Source organism: Bacillus mobilis (assembly GCF_001884045.1).
Classification (GTDB): Bacteria; Bacillota; Bacilli; order Bacillales; family Bacillaceae_G; genus Bacillus_A; species Bacillus_A mobilis.
Genome location: NZ_MACF01000046.1, coordinates 169,193 through 192,072, shown reverse-complemented (window position 1 = coordinate 192,072; position 22,880 = coordinate 169,193). Strand labels below are relative to the sequence as shown.

The window sequence follows — 22,880 nt, the reverse complement described above, 5'->3', positions numbered from 1 at the left end:
GGAAATAAAGTCCTACTCATTAAAATTTCACCTTATCTGACATTATCATATATAATGTACTTTCATATCGTCAATATTTTTTGACATACTTCTACAAATTTTCTGTAAAGTTATTGTAAACTTTTCATAAATATATAATATGCCCTTACATTGTTAATACTGCTGAATATGATACAATTACCAATTACAAGGAGGATGAATTTATGAAAAAAGTCATCTTAACAATTGTTTGTCTCCTCCTTCTAATCATTTCTTATTCTTATTTTGAGAAGAACGATGAGACAAAACAAAATGAACCTGAAGAAAAAACAGAAAAAACATCTACTCCAAGTTGGATTGATAAACAAACAAACGATTCCTTCTATCATCTCGTACTAGGTGATTCACTCGCCAAAGGATATGGGTCGACACAAGGGGGATTTGCTGAATTAGCTTCTAGACAAATAGAAGCACAAATTCATAAACCAATTACCGTAGAAAACCTTGGAATAAACGGTATTACAACAGATCGTCTCGCAAAAAAAGTTCAATCAGAAGATGTAAAACAAAAGATTAGAGCAGCAAATATCATTACGATTAATATTGGAGGAAATAATTTATTTCGCTTAAATCGTGATGTCGGTGTTATAGACGGTATTAAAATGTTAAATAAAGAAAAAGCTCATTTTGAAGCGGATATAAAAACTATTGTAAAGACAGTTCGCGATCAAAACCCGGACGCTTTACTCATTCTCTCAGAGCTCTATAACCCGTTACAACTCGATGACTCCATCGCCAGTTATGCAGATATGTTTTTAGATGGCTGGAATGAATCCGTTTATTCCATTTCAAAAGCAAATCAACCATCTATCGTTTTACCAATTCGTAAATTAATATCAAATGATAAAAAAGATTTACTCTTTGACCAAGTACACCCAAATGATAACGGCTACGCGATTATTGCTAATACGTTTACAAAGCAAGTGTTATCCTACAAATATTAAAGCGGTCATGAAACAATTCTATTTTTATACCCTGTCTTTTTTGTTACAATGATAGTGTGGAAGGGGGCCTTTATATGGAATCACGCGAGTGGGAACGTATTGTTGATCATCTTCTTTCGCTAGTGCCTCTTTTTTATCGCAAATTTATGCTTCCTGGAGAATTTTCTTCTCAAAGACATATGCCGCCATCACATACACAAGTATTACTACTTCTGCATGAAAATGGCACATTAGCAGTTTCCGAAATCGGCAAACGGCTAGCGATTTCAAGGCCTAACATGACACCTCTATTAAACAAACTAATTCAAGAAGAACTAATAGAGCGTCATTATAGCGAAAAAGATCGACGGGTCATTTTAATTTCCCTAACAGCTGAAGGGAAATTGTTAGTAAATCAATATCAACAATTCATTTTAGACAAATTAAAAGAAAATTTCCAAACTTTATCTGAGGAAGAACGTGAAAAACTCATTCACTCTCTTCAAACCATTCAAAATTTAATTTTGAAAACAAACGCATAAAGCTGCTTCTAAATAGAAGCAGCTTTATGATTCGTAATAATTACCATAGTATACATTTGAATATGGCCATGTTGTTAAATATGGTTTTTGTTCTTGAGTAGATTGTTGTGGCGGTATTTGTGGTAATTGCTGTAATGGCTGTTGTCGATATAATTCGTATTGTCTATTCATATCATAAACCGGATAATAATTTACATATGGATATACTTGCGGTACGTAATAATAATACATTCGTTCTCTCCTCCTTTTTCTTAAACATATTCCGAGGAGAAAATGAATGTGACACTCTTTATATTTGCACGAGCGGTTCTCTCACTCGTTTCTTTCTATTCTTCAAACGTAACTTACGGTTCTTTTCATATAAATAATGCACAACGAAATATGAAATTACCCCAAACACAACTCCTATTATCGTCATACCAATTAATACATACACTTCACTCTGTAATAAGCTCTTTAACATTGTGAAAATATGGCTTGAAAACAAGTCAGATATCGTAAATGGTTCATGATGTATTTTTTTCACATGAAATGGATAAATCATTTTTCCTAACGCATAAGCAACTGGAAATAAAAATACCGGTAAAAACGATATTTTCCCAATAATATTGCCAATAACCGCAGCAGGAAAAGATCCCTTTGCTAATCGAACGATCGGATAAAATATGACATATACGAGCGATGCCGTATATATGACCAGCATCTCTAAACCAAACCCAATCGCAAAACCTAACGATACTTTCTTTGCTCCTTCTGGTGATCGAAGCAACTTATAATATTGAAACTTTAATATTCTCCACATCCGCTGAAAAAACGAATATGTTTTCTTAGGTGCTTTCAAATTCATCATCTCTTTAACTATATTTTTTCTATCTAGTATGTCCTTACATGATATGAAAAACAAATGTAGTTTACTCCTTTTATTATAAATGATATAGAGATGATTAACCAAATATACATACGACATTTCAATGTAAAAAAGTACACATCCAATTGTTATTCATGTCTAACAACTGGAGATGCACCTCATTTAAGAAAGTTCTTCTACATTTTTAAATAAACTTACTAATAATGCTTTTTGCGCGTGCAATCGATTACCAGCTTGCTCAAACACGATAGACTGTGGTCCATCTATAATTTCTCCTGTTACTTCTTCTTCACGATGGGCGGGTAAACAGTGTAAGAAACGATATGTTTGCTTCGCATGCATAACAAGTTCTTTATTAATTTGGTAAGGTTGAAATAAAGTATATTTCTCTTCTTCTCCTTCTTGCCCCATGCTCATCCAAACGTCAGTATAAATGAAATCTGCTTCACTCACCGCTAATTCAGGATTATGCAAAATTTCAATTTCAGCTCCTGTTTCTTCAGCAATCATTAACGCTTTTTTTACAATTTCCTCATTCGGTTCATATCCTATAGGCGTCGCTACAGTCATATTCATTCCGACTTTCGCACTCGCTAACAACAATGAATGACATACGTTATTCCCATCACCTACATAAGCTAATTTAATTCCTTTAAATGTCTTCACTTCTTCATAAATCGTCATTAAATCTGCCAACGCTTGACAAGGGTGGTGATCGTCCGTTAATCCATTAATAACAGGTATGCTCGATTCTTTTGCAAGCTCTTCTACATCGGCATGTGAGAATGTACGTATCATGATCCCGTCAATATAATGAGATAATACTTTCGCAGTATCTGAAACGCTCTCCCCTCTTCCAATTTGCATCTCTTTCCCACTTAAAAACATGCCATGTCCTCCAAGCTGTACCATTCCTGCTTCAAAAGATACGCGAGTACGAGTTGAATGTTTATCAAAGATAAGCCCTAATATTTTTCCTTGTAATAAAGGCTCTTGCTTATTCTTTTTTAAATAGATAGCGAACTCAATTAAAGAAATGATTTCTTCTTGCGTCAATTCTTCTAATGTTAAAAGATCTTTCGTATTTAATTTCGGTACTTGTACAGTTGACATGGAATTTCCCCCTTATATGATTGATACGTTTTTTGTACAAACTACTTTTTTTATCATATATACTGCCTGTTCTAGCTCTTCATTCGTTACAATAAGTGGTGGTAATAGTCTTATCACATTAGGTCCTGCTTGTAATACGAGAAGTCCTTCTTTCTCTAGTTGTTCTATAAAACTTGCAACTTCATGCTTACACTCGATCCCGATCATAAGCCCCTTACCACGTATATTTTGAATACATTCAACATGTCGTAATTCCTCTCGCAACTTCTCTAATACGTATTCGCTCTTTTCCTTTACTTCTTTTAAAAACGATGGTTTCTTACTTACTTGCAATACTTCTTTCGCTGCAGCCATTGCAATATAATTTCCACCAAACGTTGAACCATGTGATCCTGCAGTAAACGATGCTCCAAGTTCTTTCCGGCCAATCATCGCTCCAACGGGTATGCCATTTCCAAGCGCCTTAGCGGCAGTAACAATATGAGGATCTATTCCCATTTGTTCGTAAGCAAATAATGTCCCTGTTCTTCCAATCCCTGTTTGTACTTCGTCTATAATAAATAAGGAACCGAACTTATTACATAATGTTTCAATTGCTTTCAAAAAAGATAGATCAGCAGGAATGACTCCTCCCTCTCCTTGAACAACTTCTACCATTACCGCCGCTACTTCTTCATTCATTACTTCCTCTAACTCCTTTATATCGTTAAACGGGGTATGTAAAAAAGACGGAAGGAGCGGACCAAATCCTTCTTTCACTTTATTTTGCCCCGTCGCACTCATCGTTCCGAATGTTCTACCGTGAAAAGACTGCTGACATGTGATGACGAGAGATTTTCCAGTATGCTTACGAGCTAGCTTCAAAGCAGCTTCATTCGCCTCTGCCCCGCTATTACAGAAAAAAACAGAATCTAACGCTGTATTTTCTGTTAATAATGACGCTACTTCTTCTTGTAAGCTGTTTGTAAACAGGTTAGATATATGCCACATATCATGAAGTTGCTCTTGAACAGCTTTCATAACCGTAGGATGACAATGCCCTAAATTACATACGCCAATTCCTGATGTGAAGTCTAAATATTGCTTACCATTTTCATCAATAACTTTCGTTCCACTTCCCTTTACAAGCTCAATATTTCTTCTCCCATACGTTTGAAAAAGATGACTTGTCATACGATACTTACTCCTTTCGTTACCGTCGTTCCAATACACTCGCCCGTAACTTCAGTAAAATCTTTTGTACCGTTCACAATACTTATCTTTTGCACTCCCATTTTTAATGACGTTAGTGCCGCCTGTACTTTCGGGATCATCCCGCCTGTAATAACTCCTTTTTCTATTAAAGTAATAATTTCCGATTCATCCGTTTTCTTTACTAATTTCCCTTCATGTAATATCCCATCTACATCCGTAATAAAAATGAGTTCTTTTGCGGATAATGCGGCCGCAATTCCAGCTGCAGCTGTATCCGCATTTATGTTATAAATCTCATTATCATTTATCCCGACCGGAGCAATAACAGGAATATAGTTCAAATTTATCAATCCTTTTAGTAAGGATGTTTCAACATAACTTACTTCTCCCACATATCCTATTTCTTCGCTGACAGGTTGAACTTGAAGTAATTTGCCGTCACACCCTGAACAACCTACCGCAAGTAAATTATGCCTTTGCAACTTCATCACAAATTTTTTATTCGTACTTCCGCATAGCACCATTTGAACAATATCCATAACTTCTTTTGGTGTTACTCGTAACCCATCTCTTTTTTCTACTTTGATGTTACAATCTTTTAATTGCGCATCAATTTCTGGGCCGCCACCATGGACAATCACTACTTTATACTTCTGTTGCAATTTCTTTATACAATCAAAAAACACATCATTTAATTGATCCAACATACTACCGCCGCATTTCACTACAATATAATCGCTCATCTTCCCTCTCCTTATGTACGATAACAAGCGTTTATTTTCACATATTCATAGCTTAAGTCACAGCCCCAAGCTGATCCGTTCTCTTCTCCTAAATGTAAATGCACATCAATCATAATTTCATGTTCTTTTAATTTCTTTTTCATTTCCTCTTCAGAAAACATTTGAGGTTCACTATTTTTTAGCACTGCGATAGATTGAAGAGTAATATCAATTGTATTTGGATGAATCGCTACTTCACTTTGTCCCATACTGCTTATAATTCGGCCCCAATTTGGGTCTTCACCATGTATTGCTGTTTTCACAAGACTCGAACCGACTATTTGCTTTGCAATTTTCTTTGCCTCTTCATTCGTTCGGGCTCCTAGCACATTTACTTCTATTAACTTCGTAGCGCCTTCACCATCTTGCGCAATTTTTTTTGCTAAATCTTCACACACCTTCTGTAAAGCGAATACGAAAGTTTCCCAATCTGCATGTTCCATATTGATTGGTTTCGTTTCTGATAATCCACTTGCCATAACGATGACCATATCATTCGTAGAAGTATCTCCATCTACCGTAATTTGATTAAATGTATGATTCGTTATTTGTGATAATGCTGTTTGCAATACGTCATGCTCTATATGAGCATCTGTCGTAATAAAACTTAGCATCGTTGCCATATTTGGATGAATCATCCCTGAACCTTTCGCAACACCAGCAATCGTCACTTTTTTTCCATCAATAATCATCTCATAGCACGTTTCTTTCGTTATAAGATCCGTCGTTAAAATTGCTTCAGAAAAAGAACGTGCTTCACTTACTTCCTTCGTCGGGATAAGAGTTACAATTCCCTTTCGAATTATATCCATCGGGAGCTGAACACCAATTACACCTGTTGAAGCTACTGCAACGTAATGTTCTTTCACTCCAAAATGTTCCGCCCCTAATGCACGCATCTCGTAAGCATCTTGTAAGCCTTTCATTCCTGTACAAGCGTTTGCATTTCCACTATTGACGATAATAGCTTGTAATTTCCCCTCAGCCGCTATACTTTCTTTCGTTACTTGCAACGGGGCTGCTTGTATTTGATTCGTTGTATAAACAGCGGCACATGATGCTGGCACTTCACAAATGATTACACCTAAATCCTTTTTTTCTTTTTTCAAACCATTTGCAGTACCGATTGCCGAAAATCCTTTTGGTGCTACAATGGAACCATTTTCTAATTTTGTAATAGACTCTACTTTAATCATCATGTCCCCCTTATAGATAAAGCGGCATATGTTGTAAGCCTGTTGTTTCTTCTAGTCCCGCTACTATATTTGCATTTTGAACCGCTTGCCCAGCAGCACCTTTCATCATATTGTCTATAACAGAAACGACTGTCACTCTTCCTGTTCTTTTATCGTAAGCTATACCCATATCACAATAATTTGAGCCCCTCACTTCTTTCGGACTTGGAAACTCTCCTTGTGTGCGAATTCGAATGAAAGGCGATTGTTCATACGTTTCTTCATATAACTTTTGAAGCTGTTCTATTTCTATTTCTATTTCTATTTCTCGTTTTACTTTCGCATAAAGTGTAATCATAATCCCTCGTGATATCGGTATTAAATGTGTACTAAACGTAATTGGCTTCGTTTCCCTATTCCACTCTGCAAGCATTTGCTCAATCTCAGGAACGTGTTGATGCTCATTTACTTTATAAATACGTAAGTTATCGTATAACTCAGGAAAGTGAGTCATCGTTGTTGGCGTTTTTCCTGCTCCAGATACGCCTGATTTCGCATCAATAATAATGGAATCTTCTTCAATTATGCCGCTACTTACTAACGGTAATATCGCTAATAATGCAGCTGTAGCAAAGCATCCTGGGTTTGCAATTAAATTTGCATTTTGAATTTCGGACCTTTTCCATTCGCTTAACCCATATATAGCTTCCCTAAGAACTTCTTTTTTTGCAGCTGTCCTTTTATACCACTGTTCATATGTCGAAGGATCTTTCATACGAAAGTCTCCAGATAGGTCAATTACTTTTAAACCTACTGCTAATAATTTCGGAGTTAACTCTGCTGATACTCCTGCTGGGGTTGCTAAAAATACAATTTCTGCTTTCTTCTTTATTTCCTCCGCATCAATTTCTTGTAACGTATGAACAAGAACATTTTGAAAATGTGGATATACATTTGTTATACACTCGCCAACTTGCGAAAAAGAATGAAGAGATGCTATCGAAAAATATGGATGTTGCTCTAATAACCGAATTAACTCAATACCTCCATACCCAGTTGCTCCAATAATTGCGACTTTCATATGCTCCTCCTCATATCAATTCTTTAAATTAAGTATGATTATAATATTGTATATTTATAGAGTCAATTAAATATTTATAAATTTTACAAACTTAAAAAACTTAATTTTACTAGAAAAACAATATACACATTCGAATTTTTATACATAAATATTGCATAGTAGTTTTTTTGTTTCACTTCAAGTACAATAAAACAATACATACGTACATACAGGCGGGGAAAAACATGAATGAGAAATTCATTGAGAAAATGATTATAAAAAGTTTTCAACAATATCAATGTAATCCTATGTCAAATGAGGATCAGGAAATGCTAATTAAACATATTCAAACGATAATTCATACAAATACTGAAATTGATGTATACGAGGCAGTTGAGGATATCGTTTACGATTATGTGACTGGAAAATAAAAAAATAGGAGATTTCCATATGGAAATCTCCTATTTTTTACTTAATGATTTGCCTGCAAAACGCTCAAATAAACCTGGGAAGAGAGCATAAAGTTTTGGACCCATGCCCATCCACTTCGGTAAGTTTACTTCACGCTTTTTCGTTTGCATCGATTTTACGATTTGCTCTGCAACATATGTTGGTTTTAACATGTATCGTCCCATATTTTTCACATATGTACCGGATTGATCAGCTATTTCAAAAAAGTTCGTATCTATCGGACCTGGATTAATCGCTGTTACGAAAAGATTTGTACTAGATAACTCCATGCGTAAACTATTCGTAAACCCTAATACTGCATGTTTCGTCGCAGCATACGCACTCGATTTCGGAGTTGCAATTTTCCCAGCAAGTGAAGCAATATTAATAATATGCCCTTCGTTTCTTTTCACCATATAAGGTAGTACCGCTTTCGTACAAGCTACTAATCCAAATACATTTACTTGGAACATATCTTTCACTTCATCCATTGACGCCTCTTCAAACGTTTTAAAAATACCAAATCCCGCATTGTTTACTAATATATCAATACGTCCTACTTCTTGTAATACCTTTGAAAAAACAGATTGTACTTCCGTCTCTTCACTTACATCTAATACATAGTAATAGCAAGGCGTATTATACGTTTCTTTAATTTTCTCTGCTAACGCTTTTAATTTTTCTTCTGTTCTAGCCATTAATACTGGAGTCGCCCCCAGCTCTGCAACTTGCATTGCAACTTGCTCTCCAATTCCACTAGAAGCACCTGTAATGACGATTACTTTATTTTGTAAACGTCCTGTCATTGCTGTCACCTACTTTGCATAATAAATCAATTGTTGTGAAGATTCATCAATCATCACTTGTTGATTATATGCTAAAAAGTCTAATTGTCCAACAGTTTCTGAAATAGTAAGTGGCAATTGTTCCTTATATAATACTGGAAATAGTTTTACACATACTTCAAATGCTGTCATTGGTTTTTCCTTTAATAACTCAAGCACTTTAAACGCACGTGTTTCTTGCTTTTGTAATCTCGTTTCAATAAGTTGTTTCACATTTAGAACATCTTCTCCATGTCCTGATAAAATGCGTGAAATATTCATTTCACTTAAACGTTTTAACGTTTGATTATATTGTAATAATGGGCGTGCCCTTTCTGTTTGTCCTTCATATGGTGGTTCTAATATGGGATTCGAAGAAATATGACTAATGAGAGCATCCCCGCCAATTAATATTCCATCAGATTCTCTATATAATGAAATATGAGTGGAAGCATGACCTGGTGTTTCAATAACTGTAAACCCAGGTAAAGAATCAATACGATCTCCCTCTCTCACAGTATGCGTTAACGATCTATTACAAGAATACTTCAGTGTCTTTGACGTCAATAACGCCTCGTCTTTCAAAAATGCTGCTGGCACACCAAATTGCAAAGCAGTCTCTCTAAAAAACTCATGATAGCGCTTTAGAAATTCTGGATTTTGCGTGATCCAAGGCTCATTCCAAGGGTGCCCAATAATGTTCGTCTTCTCAGAAAATATATTTAAAAGCCCACAATGATCCGCATGATGGTGCGTAATGACTACTGTTTCAATATCTTCTATCGTATATCCTAATGCACCTAATTGACTTTCTAACGCACTTCTTGCCCCTTCTGTCTTCGTCCCTGTATCGATTAATGTTAATGTCTCCCCCTCAACTAAAAACACATTCACAGTTTCAACTGCAAATGGCACAGGAATCTCCATTCGGTGAATCGCCGTCATGCTTAGCCCCCCTGTCTCTTTCCGGTTCAAAAATGAATACTTCTTCAGTTTACATCTTCTACATATATTTGTCATTATTTTCAGATAAAAAGAGGTGTTTCCTATAAAAAAACGAATGTATGTACATTTATAAGAATTTCTAACCAAATTTAAAGGAGGAACATCATGTCTATTCAAAACATTTCCTTTCTCGGTGCAGGCTCTATTGCTGAAGCTATTATTGGTGGCTTGTTACATGCAAATGTTGTGAAAGGCGAACAAATTACTGTAAGTAATCGTTCTAACGAGACAAGGTTGCAGGAGCTACATAAAAAATACGGCGTCAAAGGTACACATAATAAAAAAGAGCTACTTACTGATACAACTATTCTTTTTCTAGCAATGAAGCCGAAGGATGTTGCAGAAGCACTGACTCCTTTTAAAGAAGATATACATAATAACCTGCTTATTATTTCGTTATTAGCAGGTGTTTCTACTCACTCAATTAGAAACCTACTTCAAAAAGATGTTCCGATTATTCGTGCGATGCCAAATACATCTGCAGCTATTTTAAAGTCAGCCACTGCTATCTCGCCTTCAAAGCATGCAACAGCGGAACATATTCAGACTGCCATAGCCTTATTTGAAACGATCGGTCTCGTCTCTGTTGTAGAGGAAGAAGATATGCATGCTGTCACTGCATTATCTGGAAGTGGACCTGCTTATATTTATTACGTAGTGGAAGCGATGGAAGAAGCCGCAAAAACAATTGGTTTAAAAGAAGATGTTGCAAAGTCACTTATTCTTCAGACGATGATTGGTGCTGCTGAAATGCTAAAAGCAAGTGAAAAACACCCTTCTGTTTTGCGAAAGGAAATTACTTCTCCTGGCGGAACGACCGAAGCAGGCATTGAAGTATTACAAGAACATAAATTTCAACAAGCACTTATTTCTTGTATTACACAGGCTACACAACGATCACATAATCTTGGAAAAACATTAGAACAACTAACAAAAGAGAAATAAAAAAATGGAGCTCAATCTTACTTGAGCTCCATTTTTTTATAAATATATATTGTTTAGTTATTAGTTTTCCCGAAAATCTCTTCTTGCAGACGACGGCCAGTTGGTGTTGCTGCAAGTCCACCTTCCGCTGTTTCACGAAGTGCTACTGGCATCGTTTGTCCGATTCTAAACATTGCCTCAATTACTTCATCACATGGAATTGTACTCGTTACACCAGCTAATGCTAAATCAGCTGAAATCATCGCATTCGCAGCTCCTGCTGCATTACGTTTTACACAAGGTACTTCTACAAGCCCTGCAACAGGATCACATACTAAACCAAGCATATTCTTTAATGAAATCGCCATCGCTGTAGCTGCTTGATCTTGTGTTCCACCAGCCATCTCAACTGCAGCTGCAGCTGCCATGCCACTTGCTGAACCAACCTCAGCTTGGCATCCTCCCGCTGCACCAGAAATACAAGCGTTATTTGCAACAACCATGCCGAAAGCTCCTGCTGTAAATAAGAATTCAATCATTTCTTCACGTGTAGGCTGCAATTTTTCTCTTAGTGCAAATAGTACACCTGGCACTGTTCCAGCAGACCCTGCTGTTGGCGTTGCACAAATAATTCCCATCGCTGCGTTTACTTCATTTGTTGCAACAGCTTTACTCACTGCGTCCAAAATCGTATCTCCAGATAAGCCTTTTCCGCTATTCATATACGTCTGAACTTTTACAGCATCTCCACCAGTTAAACCAGTTGGTGATTTCACTCCGCGAATACCACGTTCTACTGCTTGCTCCATTACGACTAAGTTCTTTTCCATACCAGCAATTACTTCTTCACGTGAAATATTTCTTGTTTCCATTTCACATTTAATCATAATTTCTGCGATTTTTACATTTTGTTCTTTAGCTTGCGCCACTAGTTCCGCTGCGTTCCGAAACATGGTGTGTCCCCCCTGCAATTATTCCATAATAGTTACTTGACAAATATTTTGTTGCGCGTTTATCTCTTCAATCACTTCATCTGCTAATAATTCATCTGTTTCGATAACCATAAGCGCTCTTCTTCCTTTTTCTTTACGAGAAACACTCATTGTACTAATGTTAATCTCGTGTTTCGCAAGGATTGAAGCTACTGCTGCAATAGCACCAAAGCGATCGTTATTTACAATAAGTAGTGCTGGACTCGTGCCTGTTAATTGAAGATCGAACCCGTTTAATTCTACAACTTCAATTTTACCGCCACCAATTGAGCAAGCAACAACTTCAATTTCTTCTTCACCTTTATACAAACGAATTCTCGCTGTATTTGGGTGAGGTGCATTTGCATCTTCTTCAATAAATTCTACTTCAATTCCGCGCTCTTTTGCTATGTCTAGCGCCTCTGGAATACGTAAGTCATCTGTTTCAAACCCTAATATCCCACCGATCAGTGCTACATCTGTACCATGCCCACGATACGTCTTTGCAAATGATCCATATAATGAAATGCTTACTCTTTCTGGTTCATGACGAAACAGCTGGCGAGCAACTTGCCCCATTCTTGCTGCGCCTGCTGTATGTGAACTTGATGGACCAATCATAACTGGACCAATAATATCAAATACTGAGCGATACTTCATCATAACTCCCCCTAAACCTCTATGAAAAAATTTTTTACTATTCTATTAAGCTACCAAATCGGTTGCTTTTCCAGTTGTACTACGAACTTATTCCGCTATACGAATTGGATTGTTTTTGAGTAACAGTGAAACAATATATCCTGAAATAATACTAGTGACCATAATAAATAAGAAACTTCGCATTACCTTCATTTAAAAATAATATAAGCTAATCCAGAATAAAGTCTGGTAGCAATCCAAAGTTTAACACAGAACCACTTACAAGGATAGCATAAACAAGTGAAACTTTAATCGGTAGAGATCTTATCCATCCCACTGATTATTAGCCCACAAATAGCGGATAAATTATAATCTGCCCTCATTATAGCTTGTTTTTAATAAAACGCTTACTTTTAATGAATTTTAAAAGTTCTGAATAACAATCCGTTTTTGGTATTTGTACCACTCGTATGTCGTCTGACTTATATAACAGTTTCTCTAAATAATCGGTACTATGTATTTTTATCCTATATCTTCACATCATAAAAATTTTCTGTTTCATCCCATATAAGTATAAAATGATAACAGATTTATTTTTATTTTTTTTTAGAAATAAAAAAATGGCGACCTTTTGTCACCATTTTTTTACACCATTATTATCTATCCACTGGAAATGATTTCAAATCCGTAGCTATTTCCGTATTAGAAAATAGCTCTCTTGCCTCTTTCCATAATTCCTTATATGTATCTCCTTGATAACGAGAACTAATATGAGTCAATATTAATCGTTTTGCATTTGCCTGAAGTGCAATACTCGCAGCTTGCTTAGATGTAGAATGAAAATAATCATACGCTTGTTGTTCATCTTCTGCCGCAAAAGTTGCCTCATGGACAAGTACGTCAGCGTCTTGTGCCAGCTCTCTACTCGCTTCACAATATCTTGTATCACCTAAAATGGTAATAATTCTTCCCTTTTGAGGCGGACCAATAAAGTCTTTTCCATTTAGTATCGTACCATTTTCTAATTCAACTACTTCTCCATCTTTTAAACGTTTAAAGAGCGGGCCTGGTTTCACACCCATCTCCAGCAATTTATCGACTAAAAGAGCACCTTGTATATCTTTCTCTACGATTCGATACCCAAAACATTCAATGCCGTGTGACAATCTTTTCGTTTCCACGTGAAATTCATTATCTTCAAATACAGTACCTTCTTCTGTTATCTCAATAATTTTAAGTGGATATTTTACATGTGTCGTACTTACTGATAATGCCACTTCAATAAATTGTTTAATTCCTTTTGGTCCATACACTGTTAAAGGTGTAGTCCCTCCTTGAAATGAACGGCTTCCTAATAAACCAGGTAAGCCAAAAATATGATCACCATGTAAATGCGTAATAAATATTTTTTCAATGCGGCGTGGGCGTACTGATGTATGTAGTATTTGATGTTGCGTCGCCTCGCCACAATCAAATAACCAAGTCTGTCCTCGTTCTTCTAACAATTGCAAAGCAATTGCCGAAACGTTCCTTCCTTTCGAAGGAACACCTGCACCAGTTCCTAAAAATACAAATTCCACTTTCTTTCCTCCAGCTCTTTATATAATCTACCTTTTATCTTACGGAATGTTATTTCAAATGGCAAATCGAATTTACATAACCAATCATCTAGACAACTATATATCACGAACGTTATACTTAAAAAACTTAGTAATCGTTCGTGTTTTATGTTAAAATGATTATACTACATTTTAAGGGAGCGTTTTATTATGAAAGAAGCATTTCGTTTACAAACTGATTTTTCATCTTCATTTGACCGCTGGGTAAGTTCTTTCGTGTCTGATCACCCAGCACAATTAGAATGGACGACTTTGAAAGAATTAATCCATGAATATACAACAACACATACAAATGATTCGTTACCAACATATATTTCTTCAGCTTTAACATATTACGCACAACGCGTTTCAACAACAAACAGTTCAGAAATTGTTATTTTTGAAAATGCTACAATCTCATAATCTATAAATAAAAAGCACTGTAATCAGTGCTTTTTATTTATGTTCATTACAGTATTTATTTTCCAATCCTATTTCAAAAATACTCCGCTTATTTCCTACTATATAGCCATCATAAACCTATTTGATTTTTCAAAAAATATATTGACACTATAAATTTACAGTGCTAACATTCAAATTGTAATTGAATATGGTCTCTGTTAGGTGAGGCTCCTGTATAGAGAAACGCTGCTGCCCAAAAATGTCGAGAGACGCCAATGGGTCAACAGGAAAGGTCGGAATGAAGGCCTTTCTTAACGTAGCTGGTTTCAGTACCTATGCTATACAGTGCTAAAACTCAACGAGGGAGAGGTGCATGTATTTTTGTCATACACAAAAACTGTTTTTATCTATGTTTACTAACAGTCTTTGTTGTGGACTCTTTTAACTGCGAATTCAGACCTTTACTCGTTTTGAGTAAAGGTCTTTTTATATATGCACCTTACTATGAAACAAACATAGCATATTCAGAAACTACTAAATTGTACGGAGGTGAGGAACAGTTGGCAATTGATGATTCGGCCCAGATACCCATATGTATTACATTAATATTTCATCATGTAGGTAGGAAAGAAGCTGTTCCTCCTAATTTTAAATAGTCGAGTAACAGATTGTTTCCTCCTTCATGAAAAAGGAGGAACTACCGATGTTAAATTTACAAAGACAAGAAACAAAACATTCATACGATCAAGATCGCATGAAAACAAATAACGAATTATTGGTGGAAGTCGCAACACAAGGTGCAAACAAGGCGTTACAACTTTTAGAAACAACAGAAGATGGACTCTCTAAACAAGAAGCGGCTCGTAGACTTACTTTATATGGCCCGAATGAAATCGCTCATAATAAAACATCACCGTGGTACATTCAATTTCTACTGGCATTTAAAAATCCATTTATTTTTGTTTTATTAGCTCTCGGCGCACTCTCTTTTTTCACAGATGACATACAAGGAACCATTGTCGTATCTGTAATGGTAATGCTAAGTGCAACGATTCGCTTTCTACAAGAATTTCGTTCTCAAAAAGCTGCGGATCAGTTAAAAGCTATGGTTCGAACAACGGCAAGCGTCTTTAGAATAGATGGATTTGTACACGAAACAAAAAACGTAATGAATTTGAAGCAAAATGATTCAACCGAAATTCCAATTGAAGAACTTGTACCTGGCGATATTATTTCACTTTCAGCCGGTGATATCGTTCCGGCTGATGTGCGTATTCTATCAGCTAAAGATTTATTTGTGAATCAGTCTTCTTTAACTGGGGAAGCACTTCCTGTGGAAAAGTATGAAAACTGCTACCATACAGAGAATAAACATATGTTACCGAAAAACATGAAAAAAAATTACAATCCACTCGATATGGAAAACCTTTGTTTTATGGGTACAAATATTGTAAGTGGTAGTGCAAAAGCTGTTGTCATCTCCACAAGTACCGATACGTATTTCGGCTCTTTAGCAAAAAAGGTAATCGGCAAACGAGTAGAAACAAGCTTTGATAAAGGTGTAAACAAAGTAAGCTGGCTCTTAATTACATTCATGCTTATTATGGCGCCTATCGTTCTTCTCATTAACGGATTCACAAAAGGGGATTGGCAAGAGGCTTTCTTCTTCGCTATCGCAATTGCTGTTGGCCTCACACCTGAAATGTTACCAATGATTGTAACTGCTAATTTAGCAAAAGGTGCCGTTAACATGTCTAAACAGAAAGTAATTGTAAAACAACTGAATTCTATTCAAAACTTAGGTGCTATGAACATTCTTTGTACCGATAAAACAGGTACTTTAACAGAAGATAAAGTCGTACTTGTCCGGCATTTAGATCCAAACGGTAATACATGTAATCGTGTATTACACTTCGCCTATTTAAATAGCTTCTATCAAACAGGATTGAAAAATTTAATAGATAAAGCTGTTATGAAACATACAGAAGAAAACCAGAAGTTTAATCCATCCATTTTTCAAAAACTAGATGAAATTCCATTTGATTTTGCACGCCGGCGTATGTCTGTCATCGTGAAAGATATTTCAGGTGAACATACAATGGTTTGTAAAGGGGCAGTAGAAGAAATTTTATCTATTTGTAACTACACTGAAGTAGATGGAAAAGTTGATTCTCTTACCGATGACATGCGCTCACATGTAAAACAACTAAGTGAGACATTAAATAGTGAAGGTATGCGTGTTATTGCTGTAGCTTATAAAAAAGATAGACCAATACATGATACAGAGTACACGGTACAAGATGAAAATGATATGATTCTCGCTGGATATATCGGCTTTTTAGATCCACCGAAACCATCTGCAGCTACTGCCATTCAAGCATTACAGAAACATGGAGTACAAGTAAAAATTTTAACTGGCGATAACGAAATCGTGACAAGAAAAGTTTGCAAAGAAGTTGGATTAAATATCGGTGAGCCTGTCCTTGGTTACGAAATCGATTCTTTACCTGATAAAGCATTAGCAAAATTGGCCGAAGAAACAACTGTATTTGCTAAACTAAATCCAATGCAAAAATCTCGCATTATACGAGTATTACAAGGAAACGGACACACTGTAGGTTATATGGGAGATGGCATTAACGATGCCGTAGCATTACGTGAAGCTGATGTTGGCATATCTGTTGATACTGCTACCGATATTGCAAAAGAGTCTTCCGACATTATTTTACTCGAAAAAAGTTTAACCATATTAGAAGCAGGTATTTTAGAAGGACGCACTACATTTGGAAACATTTTAAAATATATTAAAATGACAGCTAGCTCTAACTTTGGAAATGTATTTAGTGTGTTAGTAGCAAGTGCTTTCATCCCCTTCTTGCCGATGCTTGCCATTCACCTTTTAATTCAAAACTTGCTTTATGATATTTCACAACTGTCTATTCCATGGGACAAAATGGATAAAGAGTTTTTAGAAAAACCAAGAAAATGGGATACTGCGAATTTACGGAACTTCATTATTTGTATCGGTCCAATTAGTTCCATATTTGATATCATCACATATGTAGTCATGTGGAACGTCTTCGGCGCAAATACAGCTAGCGAACAATCATTATTCCAATCTGGTTGGTTTGTCGTTGGATTACTAACACAAACTTTAATTGTTCACATGATAAGAACACAGAAGATTCCGTTCATTCAAAGTACTGCATCAATACCAGTTCTTTTATTAACCGCTTGTATTATGGCAATCGGAATTTATATTCCATTCTCGCCACTTGGAGCAGCTGTTGGATTACAAGCATTACCACTTAGCTATTTCCCTTGGTTAATAGGAATACTATTAGGCTATGCTTTCTTAACACAGTTCCTAAAAAAAGTTTATATTAAAAAGTTTCATAGCTGGTTATAAAGTGAAGCTTTCATCAGCCCGCAAATAGCGGGATAGAAATGAGAATGAGTGGGAGTACCCACTCATTCTCAAAAACATAACATGGACTTATATGTATGGAGGTGACCAGGATGGTATGGTATGACATTGTATTAAGATTATTTATCGCAATTATTGTAGGTGCTTGCATCGGAATGGAACGGCAATGGAGACACAGGATGGCTGGATTACGGACAAATGCTCTCGTATCACTTGGTGCCTGTATATTTGTTTTATTATCCGTCATGCTTGATCACGATGCTAGCCCCTCACGTATTGCCGCTCAAGTCGTTAGTGGGATTGGTTTTTTAGGAGGCGGCGTTATTATCCGCGATGGTTTTAGTATTAGAGGGCTTAATACTGCGGCTACTCTATGGTGCGCAGCTGCTGTTGGTACTCTTACAGGCGCTGGTTTCCTCGTTGCAGCTATATTAGGTGCAACCGGCGTTTTACTGGCAAATATACTACTCCGTCCAATCGCTCTCTTTATGAATCAAAAATCAAAAGAAGAATCACCTGAACAAACGAACTACTTCCTTTCTCTTACTTGTTCAGAAGAACACGAAGCCCATATTCGGTTTTTACTTATGCATATGGTCAGTTCTGAAGGCATTGGTTTAAAAGAATTGTATAGTGAAGACGTAGATTCTAAGCAAAAAGTGTGTATACAAGCTACATTACATTGCAATACAAATGCAGCAGTCTTAATTGAAAAAATAGTGAGTAGAATGCTATTAGAAGCTGGCGTTACTGCAGCTGGTTGGAAAACTTCATTAGATTTAGAAGCAAGTTAAAAATAAAAGGTGTCATGATATGTACAGCTTCATGACACCTTCTACATAAACTTATTTTCTAATTTTTGCTGAAAAGACTTTTCTTGCTTACGTAACAATTGACTACCTCGTTGTAAAAGGGGCATTCCATATTTATCATTAATTTGATCGATGACAGCAAGTAGTGGCTCTTCTTTCGCATCTTCTTCAAATGAAAACAAATCTAATTGTTTCACCGATTCTGTCTTCCACTCTATTTCAGTAGCTGTAACACCTAGTAAACGGACGGAATCACCGTCCCAATGTTGCTTCCATAAGCGAGATGCTGCCTGAAAAATATCTCGTTCTTCCCAAATCGCATTTTTCAATTGCTTACTCCGCGTTACTGTCCGCCTATCATGATATTTAATCATAATTTGAATATTATAGCTGACAAGAGTTCGCTTTTGTAATCTTTTACTCACTGATTTTGATAGCCGTTCTAACATATCAAGTAATTCTTTCTCTTCATCCATATCCTTTGAAAAGGTCATCGAATTACCAACACTTTTATGCTGTCCCATTTGACTCGGATCAACTTCCCTATCATCCATACCGTTTGCCCGCCGCTTTAAATCAACACCATGCTTTCCAATTTTAGCGCGAATGATATGTTCGTTTCCTTTTGCTAACTGCTCAATTGTTTGTATATGAATATCATTTAATTTTTCAGCTGTTTTTTCTCCAATTCCATGCATTGCTCCAACTGGAAGTGGCCAAATTATTTCTGGAATATCTCGTTTTCGAAGCACAGTAATACCGAGAGGCTTTTTCATATCAGAAGCTGTTTTTGCTAGGAAAAGGTTTGGAGCAATTCCGATGCTACACGGCAGCTGTAACTCTGTTAATAATGCTTGTTGAATCATCTTTGCTATTTCAAGAGGCGAACCGAGTGCGTAACAATCTGTAATATCTAAATACCCTTCATCTATTGAGACTGGTTGTATTTTTTCCGTAAAACGGGAAAGGATTTGAAACATTTGAAATGAAGCTTCACGATATAATGTAAAATTAGGACGCCTTACAACTAATTGCGGGCATAACCTTTTCGCTTCCCAAAGAGGCATCGTTGTACGTATTCCATAGTCTCTCGCCTCATAACTACATGTTATGATAATTCCTTTTCTTTCTTTTTCATTTCCAGCAACCGCTAACGGCTTTCCTTGTAATGATGGGTCATGAGCAATTTCAACAGATGCGAAAAAACAATTCATATCTACATGTAAAATAACACGACCCTTTTTCGGATACATTTCTCGCATAGTACTCACCCCTTCGAAGAACATTTGTTCCTTCATTATATCAAATTCATGCACAATATAATAATTACTTATTCTTTTTATCCCTATTTTTGCTATACTTAATACGAGTGATGGATATTATTGTAAAAGGAGTGATTTGTTATGAAATCACACAGCAAACTCAACTATACATTTCTCATTATTATATTAATCATTTTAATTAATTATTTATTACTCCCTATTTTTAATATAAACGTAGCAGGGATTCTTCCAAGTCTACTGGGCATTATAACAAATGATATACTGCCATGGATTTTCTTATATTGGCTGATCCGCCTTGTAAAAGCAATCGAATCAAAATAAAAAGCGTGTAAATCAATTATGATTTACACGCTTTTTCTATTACATTACTTCGCTACTTCTTCAATAATTGCAACAACTAATTCTGCTGTTTTCGCTAATTCTTCAACAGGAATCTTTTCGTTTGTTGTATGAATTTCTTCATAACCAACCGCTAAGTTAACTGTTGGAATACCGTGTCCTGCAATTACGTTTGCATCACTTCCGCCACCACTTTGGTGAAGAGAAGGTGTACGACCAATGTTTTCAGCTGCACGTTTTGCAACTTCTACAACGTGATCGCCATCAGCAAATTTAAATCCTGGGTACATAACGTTTACTTCAACGTCTGCATGACCACCCATTTCTTTTGCAGTTGTTTCAAATGCTTCTTTCATTTTCGCAACTTGTACTTCCATTTTTTCATTGATTAAAGAACGCGCCTCTGCAAAGATTTGTACATGATCGCAAACGATATTTGTTTGTGTACCACCTTCAAAACGTCCAATATTTGCAGTTGTTTCAGAATCAATACGACCAAGTGGCATCTTCGCAATTGCCTTTGCTGCAATAGTAATTGCAGATACACCTTTTTCTGGTGCTACACCAGCATGAGCTGTTTTCCCGCGAATAATTGCATTCACTTTCGCTTGTGTTGGAGCTGCAACAACGATTTCACCAACTTTTCCATCGCTATCTAATGCGTAACCGTATTTCGCTGTAATGCGCTCACGATCTAATGCTTTTGCACCAACAAGACCAGATTCTTCTCCAACTGTAATAATAAATTCAATTTTACCATGCGGGATATTTTTCTCTTTTAAAACACGAATTGCTTCGAACATTGATGCTAATCCTGCTTTATCATCCGCACCTAAAATCGTAGTACCATCTGATACGATATATCCATCTTTAATAGAGGGCTTAATTCCATTACCAGGAACTACTGTATCCATATGAGAAGTAAAGTAAATTGTATCAACACCATCTTTTGTTGCTGGTAAAGTACAAATTAAGTTACCTGCACCATGACCAGTAACAGCCATTGTGTCATCTTCAAATACTTCTACACCTAAATCTGTAAATTTCTTTGTTAATACTTTACAAATTTCTGCTTCAAATTTCGTTTCAGAATCTACTTGTACTAATTCCATAAATTCATTTACTAAACGTTCTTGATTAATCATAATACTGCGCCTCCTGCACTACCATTATGTATGTAACACTATTAATTATAACAGAATTTCGCAAAAGTTTCGAAATACAAGACAAAAAACAGACGGTTTATATGTCTAGATAACCATCTGCTTTCTATTACTCATTTAACAATACCCAGCGCATATGATCTTCCCATACTCCATTTACCATTAACATCTTCCTAGACACGCCCTCATATTGAAAACCTATCTTCGTCACTACTTGTATAGATGCTAAATTTCGTGGCATAATCGGTGCTTCTATACGATGTAACTGAAATTCTTCGAAAGTAACTTGAATAGCTTTCCTAAGCGCTTCTGTCGTATAGCCTTTATTCAATTCTGCCTTATCTAATTTATAGCCGAGCACACAAGATTGATAAATGCCGCGAACAATTAAATTAAATGAAATACACCCAATAATTTTTGTATCATCACCCTTTTTAAAAATCCAAAGTCTGATGATTTTACCTTCTGCAAACTCTTTTCTATCCTTTTGTAACTTTTTCTTCTGATAATCTAACGTAAAAAAATCATCCGGTCTATACTCTTCCCAAGCTTTTAAAAATTCACGATTTCTGTCGTAATATTGAAGAACTTTTTCAGCATACGACTCATCAATTTCCCTTAAATGTAAACGATTTGTTTCGTATATTTTCATCATCGTATCTCCATTCTTCAGCTTGCATAACAAAAAACTTATACTCTATCATTATTATATATTCTCTACATACATACAAATTTCCTGTTATACTTTACACACACTTCTCGAATTTTGTCACTTCTCTCCCCTTGTCCACAATATCATTTCTCGTTACAATGATATTGTACTGATTTGCAAGGAGGTTTAACGATGCATAAAAAAGCTCAAAAAGTTATGGTTTATGTCATGCTAATTTCTATGCTTGTAACAACATTACTTGCTGGCGCAAGTATGTTTTGGTAAAAAGGACGATGTTTTCGTCCTTTTTTTACTCTTTATACATAACAAAATAAACCATCTCGATATCGAGATGGTTTATTTTATATAAAGCACAATCGCTACAATACTAAAGGAAAATGACATTATAAGTGCTGTTATAAAACTTGTATATTGTTTCTGCTGAAATGCTCCAATAACAAAAGTAAGATTGAGTAATGCCATACATACAATTGCTACGAGATAAGAACATATATTAAAAGTTGCCAATATGAATGTAATAACAAATAGAAATCCCATAAAAAATTGCATATACGAAATTTTTGGATTCAAGTACATATGAGCAACCCCTTTATCTAATTTTTACCCCGATTGGTGCGGGCTGATAGTCAGCGGGTAAAAACCTTCCACTGATTAAAGTTTTACTTTATCTTTCT

General features: G+C 35.9%; 25 protein-coding genes, 1 pseudogene and 1 riboswitch. Of the genes and pseudogenes, 9 read left to right on the top strand and 17 right to left on the bottom strand.

The genetic code is table 11. From position 1 onward, the window contains the following. Positions 1–203: 203 nt before the first annotated feature. Positions 204–983: a GDSL-type esterase/lipase family protein gene (locus tag BAQ44_RS06090; protein ID WP_071721208.1), complete on the top strand. Its 780-nt coding sequence runs from the start codon at positions 204–206 to the stop codon at positions 981–983. A gap of 74 nt (positions 984–1,057) precedes the next feature. Then, a complete protein-coding gene (locus BAQ44_RS06085; protein WP_000445817.1) occupies positions 1,058–1,504 on the top strand; it encodes a MarR family winged helix-turn-helix transcriptional regulator in 447 nt (148 codons plus the stop codon). A 24-nt stretch (positions 1,505–1,528) separates the two neighbouring features. Here BAQ44_RS06085 and BAQ44_RS06080 read toward each other — a convergent pair whose 3' ends face one another. The 7 genes from BAQ44_RS06080 to argC all read right to left on the bottom strand — a co-directional run bounded on the left by BAQ44_RS06080 (position 1,529) and on the right by argC (position 7,717). Further along, positions 1,529–1,735, bottom strand: a complete 207-nt coding sequence (locus tag BAQ44_RS06080) for a hypothetical protein (RefSeq protein ID WP_063260864.1) — start codon at positions 1,733–1,735, stop codon at positions 1,529–1,531. A gap of 58 nt (positions 1,736–1,793) precedes the next feature. Further along, entirely contained in the window at positions 1,794–2,354 is a 561-nt protein-coding gene (locus tag BAQ44_RS06075) for a DUF2062 domain-containing protein (protein WP_061678133.1), read from the bottom strand. Positions 2,355–2,534: 180 nt separating this feature from the next. Next, entirely contained in the window at positions 2,535–3,485 is a 951-nt protein-coding gene (gene argF / locus BAQ44_RS06070) for an ornithine carbamoyltransferase (RefSeq protein ID WP_063260863.1), read from the bottom strand. A 12-nt stretch (positions 3,486–3,497) separates the two neighbouring features. Continuing rightward, a complete protein-coding gene (argD, locus tag BAQ44_RS06065) occupies positions 3,498–4,658 on the bottom strand; it encodes an acetylornithine transaminase (RefSeq protein WP_071721206.1) in 1,161 nt (386 codons plus the stop codon). Then, the gene (gene argB, locus BAQ44_RS06060) at positions 4,655–5,422 is read right to left on the bottom strand and encodes an acetylglutamate kinase (protein WP_063260861.1); all 768 of its coding nucleotides are present in this window, start codon (positions 5,420–5,422) and stop codon (positions 4,655–4,657) included. Before argB ends, argD begins: the two co-directional genes overlap by 4 nt. 11 nt (positions 5,423–5,433) lie before the next feature. After that, positions 5,434–6,657, bottom strand: a complete 1,224-nt coding sequence (gene argJ, locus BAQ44_RS06055) for a bifunctional glutamate N-acetyltransferase/amino-acid acetyltransferase ArgJ (RefSeq protein WP_063260860.1) — start codon at positions 6,655–6,657, stop codon at positions 5,434–5,436. 10 nt (positions 6,658–6,667) lie between these two features. Then, positions 6,668–7,717 (bottom strand): N-acetyl-gamma-glutamyl-phosphate reductase, encoded by a 1,050-nt coding sequence (argC, locus tag BAQ44_RS06050; RefSeq protein ID WP_071721205.1) that lies wholly within the window; start codon positions 7,715–7,717, stop codon positions 6,668–6,670. Positions 7,718–7,941: 224 nt separating this feature from the next. Here argC and BAQ44_RS06045 point away from each other — a divergent pair, with 224 nt between their 5' ends. Beyond that, positions 7,942–8,127: a YqzH family protein gene (locus BAQ44_RS06045; protein ID WP_063260858.1), complete on the top strand. Its 186-nt coding sequence runs from the start codon at positions 7,942–7,944 to the stop codon at positions 8,125–8,127. A 30-nt stretch (positions 8,128–8,157) separates the two neighbouring features. On the opposite strand, the gene BAQ44_RS06040 is transcribed toward BAQ44_RS06045, so the two are convergent. Together BAQ44_RS06040 and BAQ44_RS06035 are read right to left on the bottom strand one after the other, a co-directional pair. Further along, positions 8,158–8,952, bottom strand: coding sequence for an SDR family NAD(P)-dependent oxidoreductase (locus BAQ44_RS06040; protein WP_063260857.1), 795 nt, complete (start codon positions 8,950–8,952; stop codon positions 8,158–8,160). Positions 8,953–8,961: 9 nt separating this feature from the next. Continuing rightward, positions 8,962–9,915 (bottom strand): MBL fold metallo-hydrolase, encoded by a 954-nt coding sequence (locus BAQ44_RS06035; RefSeq protein ID WP_001976451.1) that lies wholly within the window; start codon positions 9,913–9,915, stop codon positions 8,962–8,964. A gap of 165 nt (positions 9,916–10,080) precedes the next feature. Here BAQ44_RS06035 and proI point away from each other — a divergent pair, with 165 nt between their 5' ends. Further along, complete coding sequence (proI, locus tag BAQ44_RS06030; protein WP_000027261.1) at positions 10,081–10,920, top strand: pyrroline-5-carboxylate reductase ProI; 840 nt, start codon at positions 10,081–10,083, stop codon at positions 10,918–10,920. A 53-nt stretch (positions 10,921–10,973) separates the two neighbouring features. On the opposite strand, the gene sdaAA is transcribed toward proI, so the two are convergent. The 4 genes and pseudogenes from sdaAA to rnz form a co-directional block, all read right to left on the bottom strand. After that, positions 10,974–11,852 (bottom strand): L-serine ammonia-lyase, iron-sulfur-dependent, subunit alpha, encoded by an 879-nt coding sequence (gene sdaAA / locus BAQ44_RS06025; protein ID WP_063260856.1) that lies wholly within the window; start codon positions 11,850–11,852, stop codon positions 10,974–10,976. 18 nt (positions 11,853–11,870) lie between these two features. Further along, positions 11,871–12,530: an L-serine ammonia-lyase, iron-sulfur-dependent subunit beta gene (gene sdaAB, locus BAQ44_RS06020; protein ID WP_061678097.1), complete on the bottom strand. Its 660-nt coding sequence runs from the start codon at positions 12,528–12,530 to the stop codon at positions 11,871–11,873. Positions 12,531–12,609: 79 nt separating this feature from the next. Further along, positions 12,610–12,846, bottom strand: a pseudogene (locus tag BAQ44_RS31765) (hypothetical protein). A 319-nt stretch (positions 12,847–13,165) separates the two neighbouring features. Then, positions 13,166–14,089 carry a ribonuclease Z gene (gene rnz, locus BAQ44_RS06015; protein WP_063260855.1) on the bottom strand — a complete coding sequence of 308 codons (924 nt, stop codon included), beginning with the start codon at positions 14,087–14,089 and terminating at the stop codon, positions 13,166–13,168. Between the two features lie 189 nt (positions 14,090–14,278). Here rnz and BAQ44_RS06010 point away from each other — a divergent pair, with 189 nt between their 5' ends. The 3 genes from BAQ44_RS06010 to BAQ44_RS05995 all read left to right on the top strand — a co-directional run bounded on the left by BAQ44_RS06010 (position 14,279) and on the right by BAQ44_RS05995 (position 18,730). Beyond that, positions 14,279–14,530 (top strand): DUF3932 family protein, encoded by a 252-nt coding sequence (locus BAQ44_RS06010; RefSeq protein ID WP_000656495.1) that lies wholly within the window; start codon positions 14,279–14,281, stop codon positions 14,528–14,530. Positions 14,531–14,716: 186 nt separating this feature from the next. After that, a riboswitch (M-box (ykoK) riboswitch) is annotated at positions 14,717–14,884 on the top strand. A 328-nt stretch (positions 14,885–15,212) separates the two neighbouring features. Beyond that, positions 15,213–17,918, top strand: coding sequence for a magnesium-translocating P-type ATPase (mgtA, locus tag BAQ44_RS06000; RefSeq protein ID WP_071721203.1), 2,706 nt, complete (start codon positions 15,213–15,215; stop codon positions 17,916–17,918). Positions 17,919–18,028: 110 nt separating this feature from the next. Continuing rightward, positions 18,029–18,730 carry an MgtC/SapB family protein gene (locus BAQ44_RS05995; protein WP_061678092.1) on the top strand — a complete coding sequence of 234 codons (702 nt, stop codon included), beginning with the start codon at positions 18,029–18,031 and terminating at the stop codon, positions 18,728–18,730. Between the two features lie 41 nt (positions 18,731–18,771). On the opposite strand, the gene BAQ44_RS05990 is transcribed toward BAQ44_RS05995, so the two are convergent. After that, positions 18,772–20,010 carry a DNA polymerase IV gene (locus BAQ44_RS05990; protein ID WP_061678091.1) on the bottom strand — a complete coding sequence of 413 codons (1,239 nt, stop codon included), beginning with the start codon at positions 20,008–20,010 and terminating at the stop codon, positions 18,772–18,774. A gap of 141 nt (positions 20,011–20,151) precedes the next feature. On the opposite strand from BAQ44_RS05990, the gene BAQ44_RS05985 reads away from it, so the two are divergent. Next, positions 20,152–20,352, top strand: a complete 201-nt coding sequence (locus tag BAQ44_RS05985) for a hypothetical protein (RefSeq protein ID WP_061678090.1) — start codon at positions 20,152–20,154, stop codon at positions 20,350–20,352. A 44-nt stretch (positions 20,353–20,396) separates the two neighbouring features. On the opposite strand, the gene BAQ44_RS05980 is transcribed toward BAQ44_RS05985, so the two are convergent. Both BAQ44_RS05980 and BAQ44_RS05975 read right to left on the bottom strand, forming a co-directional pair. Continuing rightward, positions 20,397–21,515, bottom strand: a complete 1,119-nt coding sequence (locus BAQ44_RS05980; protein WP_000609805.1) for a tripeptidase T — start codon at positions 21,513–21,515, stop codon at positions 20,397–20,399. Positions 21,516–21,642: 127 nt separating this feature from the next. After that, complete coding sequence (locus BAQ44_RS05975; RefSeq protein ID WP_033657628.1) at positions 21,643–22,188, bottom strand: GNAT family N-acetyltransferase; 546 nt, start codon at positions 22,186–22,188, stop codon at positions 21,643–21,645. 189 nt (positions 22,189–22,377) lie between these two features. On the opposite strand from BAQ44_RS05975, the gene prli42 reads away from it, so the two are divergent. Further along, entirely contained in the window at positions 22,378–22,470 is a 93-nt protein-coding gene (prli42, locus tag BAQ44_RS30725; protein ID WP_000549040.1) for a stressosome-associated protein Prli42, read from the top strand. A 72-nt stretch (positions 22,471–22,542) separates the two neighbouring features. Here the strand turns inward: prli42 and BAQ44_RS05970 are convergent, their stop codons facing one another. Next, complete coding sequence (locus tag BAQ44_RS05970) at positions 22,543–22,782, bottom strand: DUF3894 domain-containing protein (RefSeq protein WP_061678088.1); 240 nt, start codon at positions 22,780–22,782, stop codon at positions 22,543–22,545. Between the last annotated feature and the right edge of the window lie 98 nt (positions 22,783–22,880).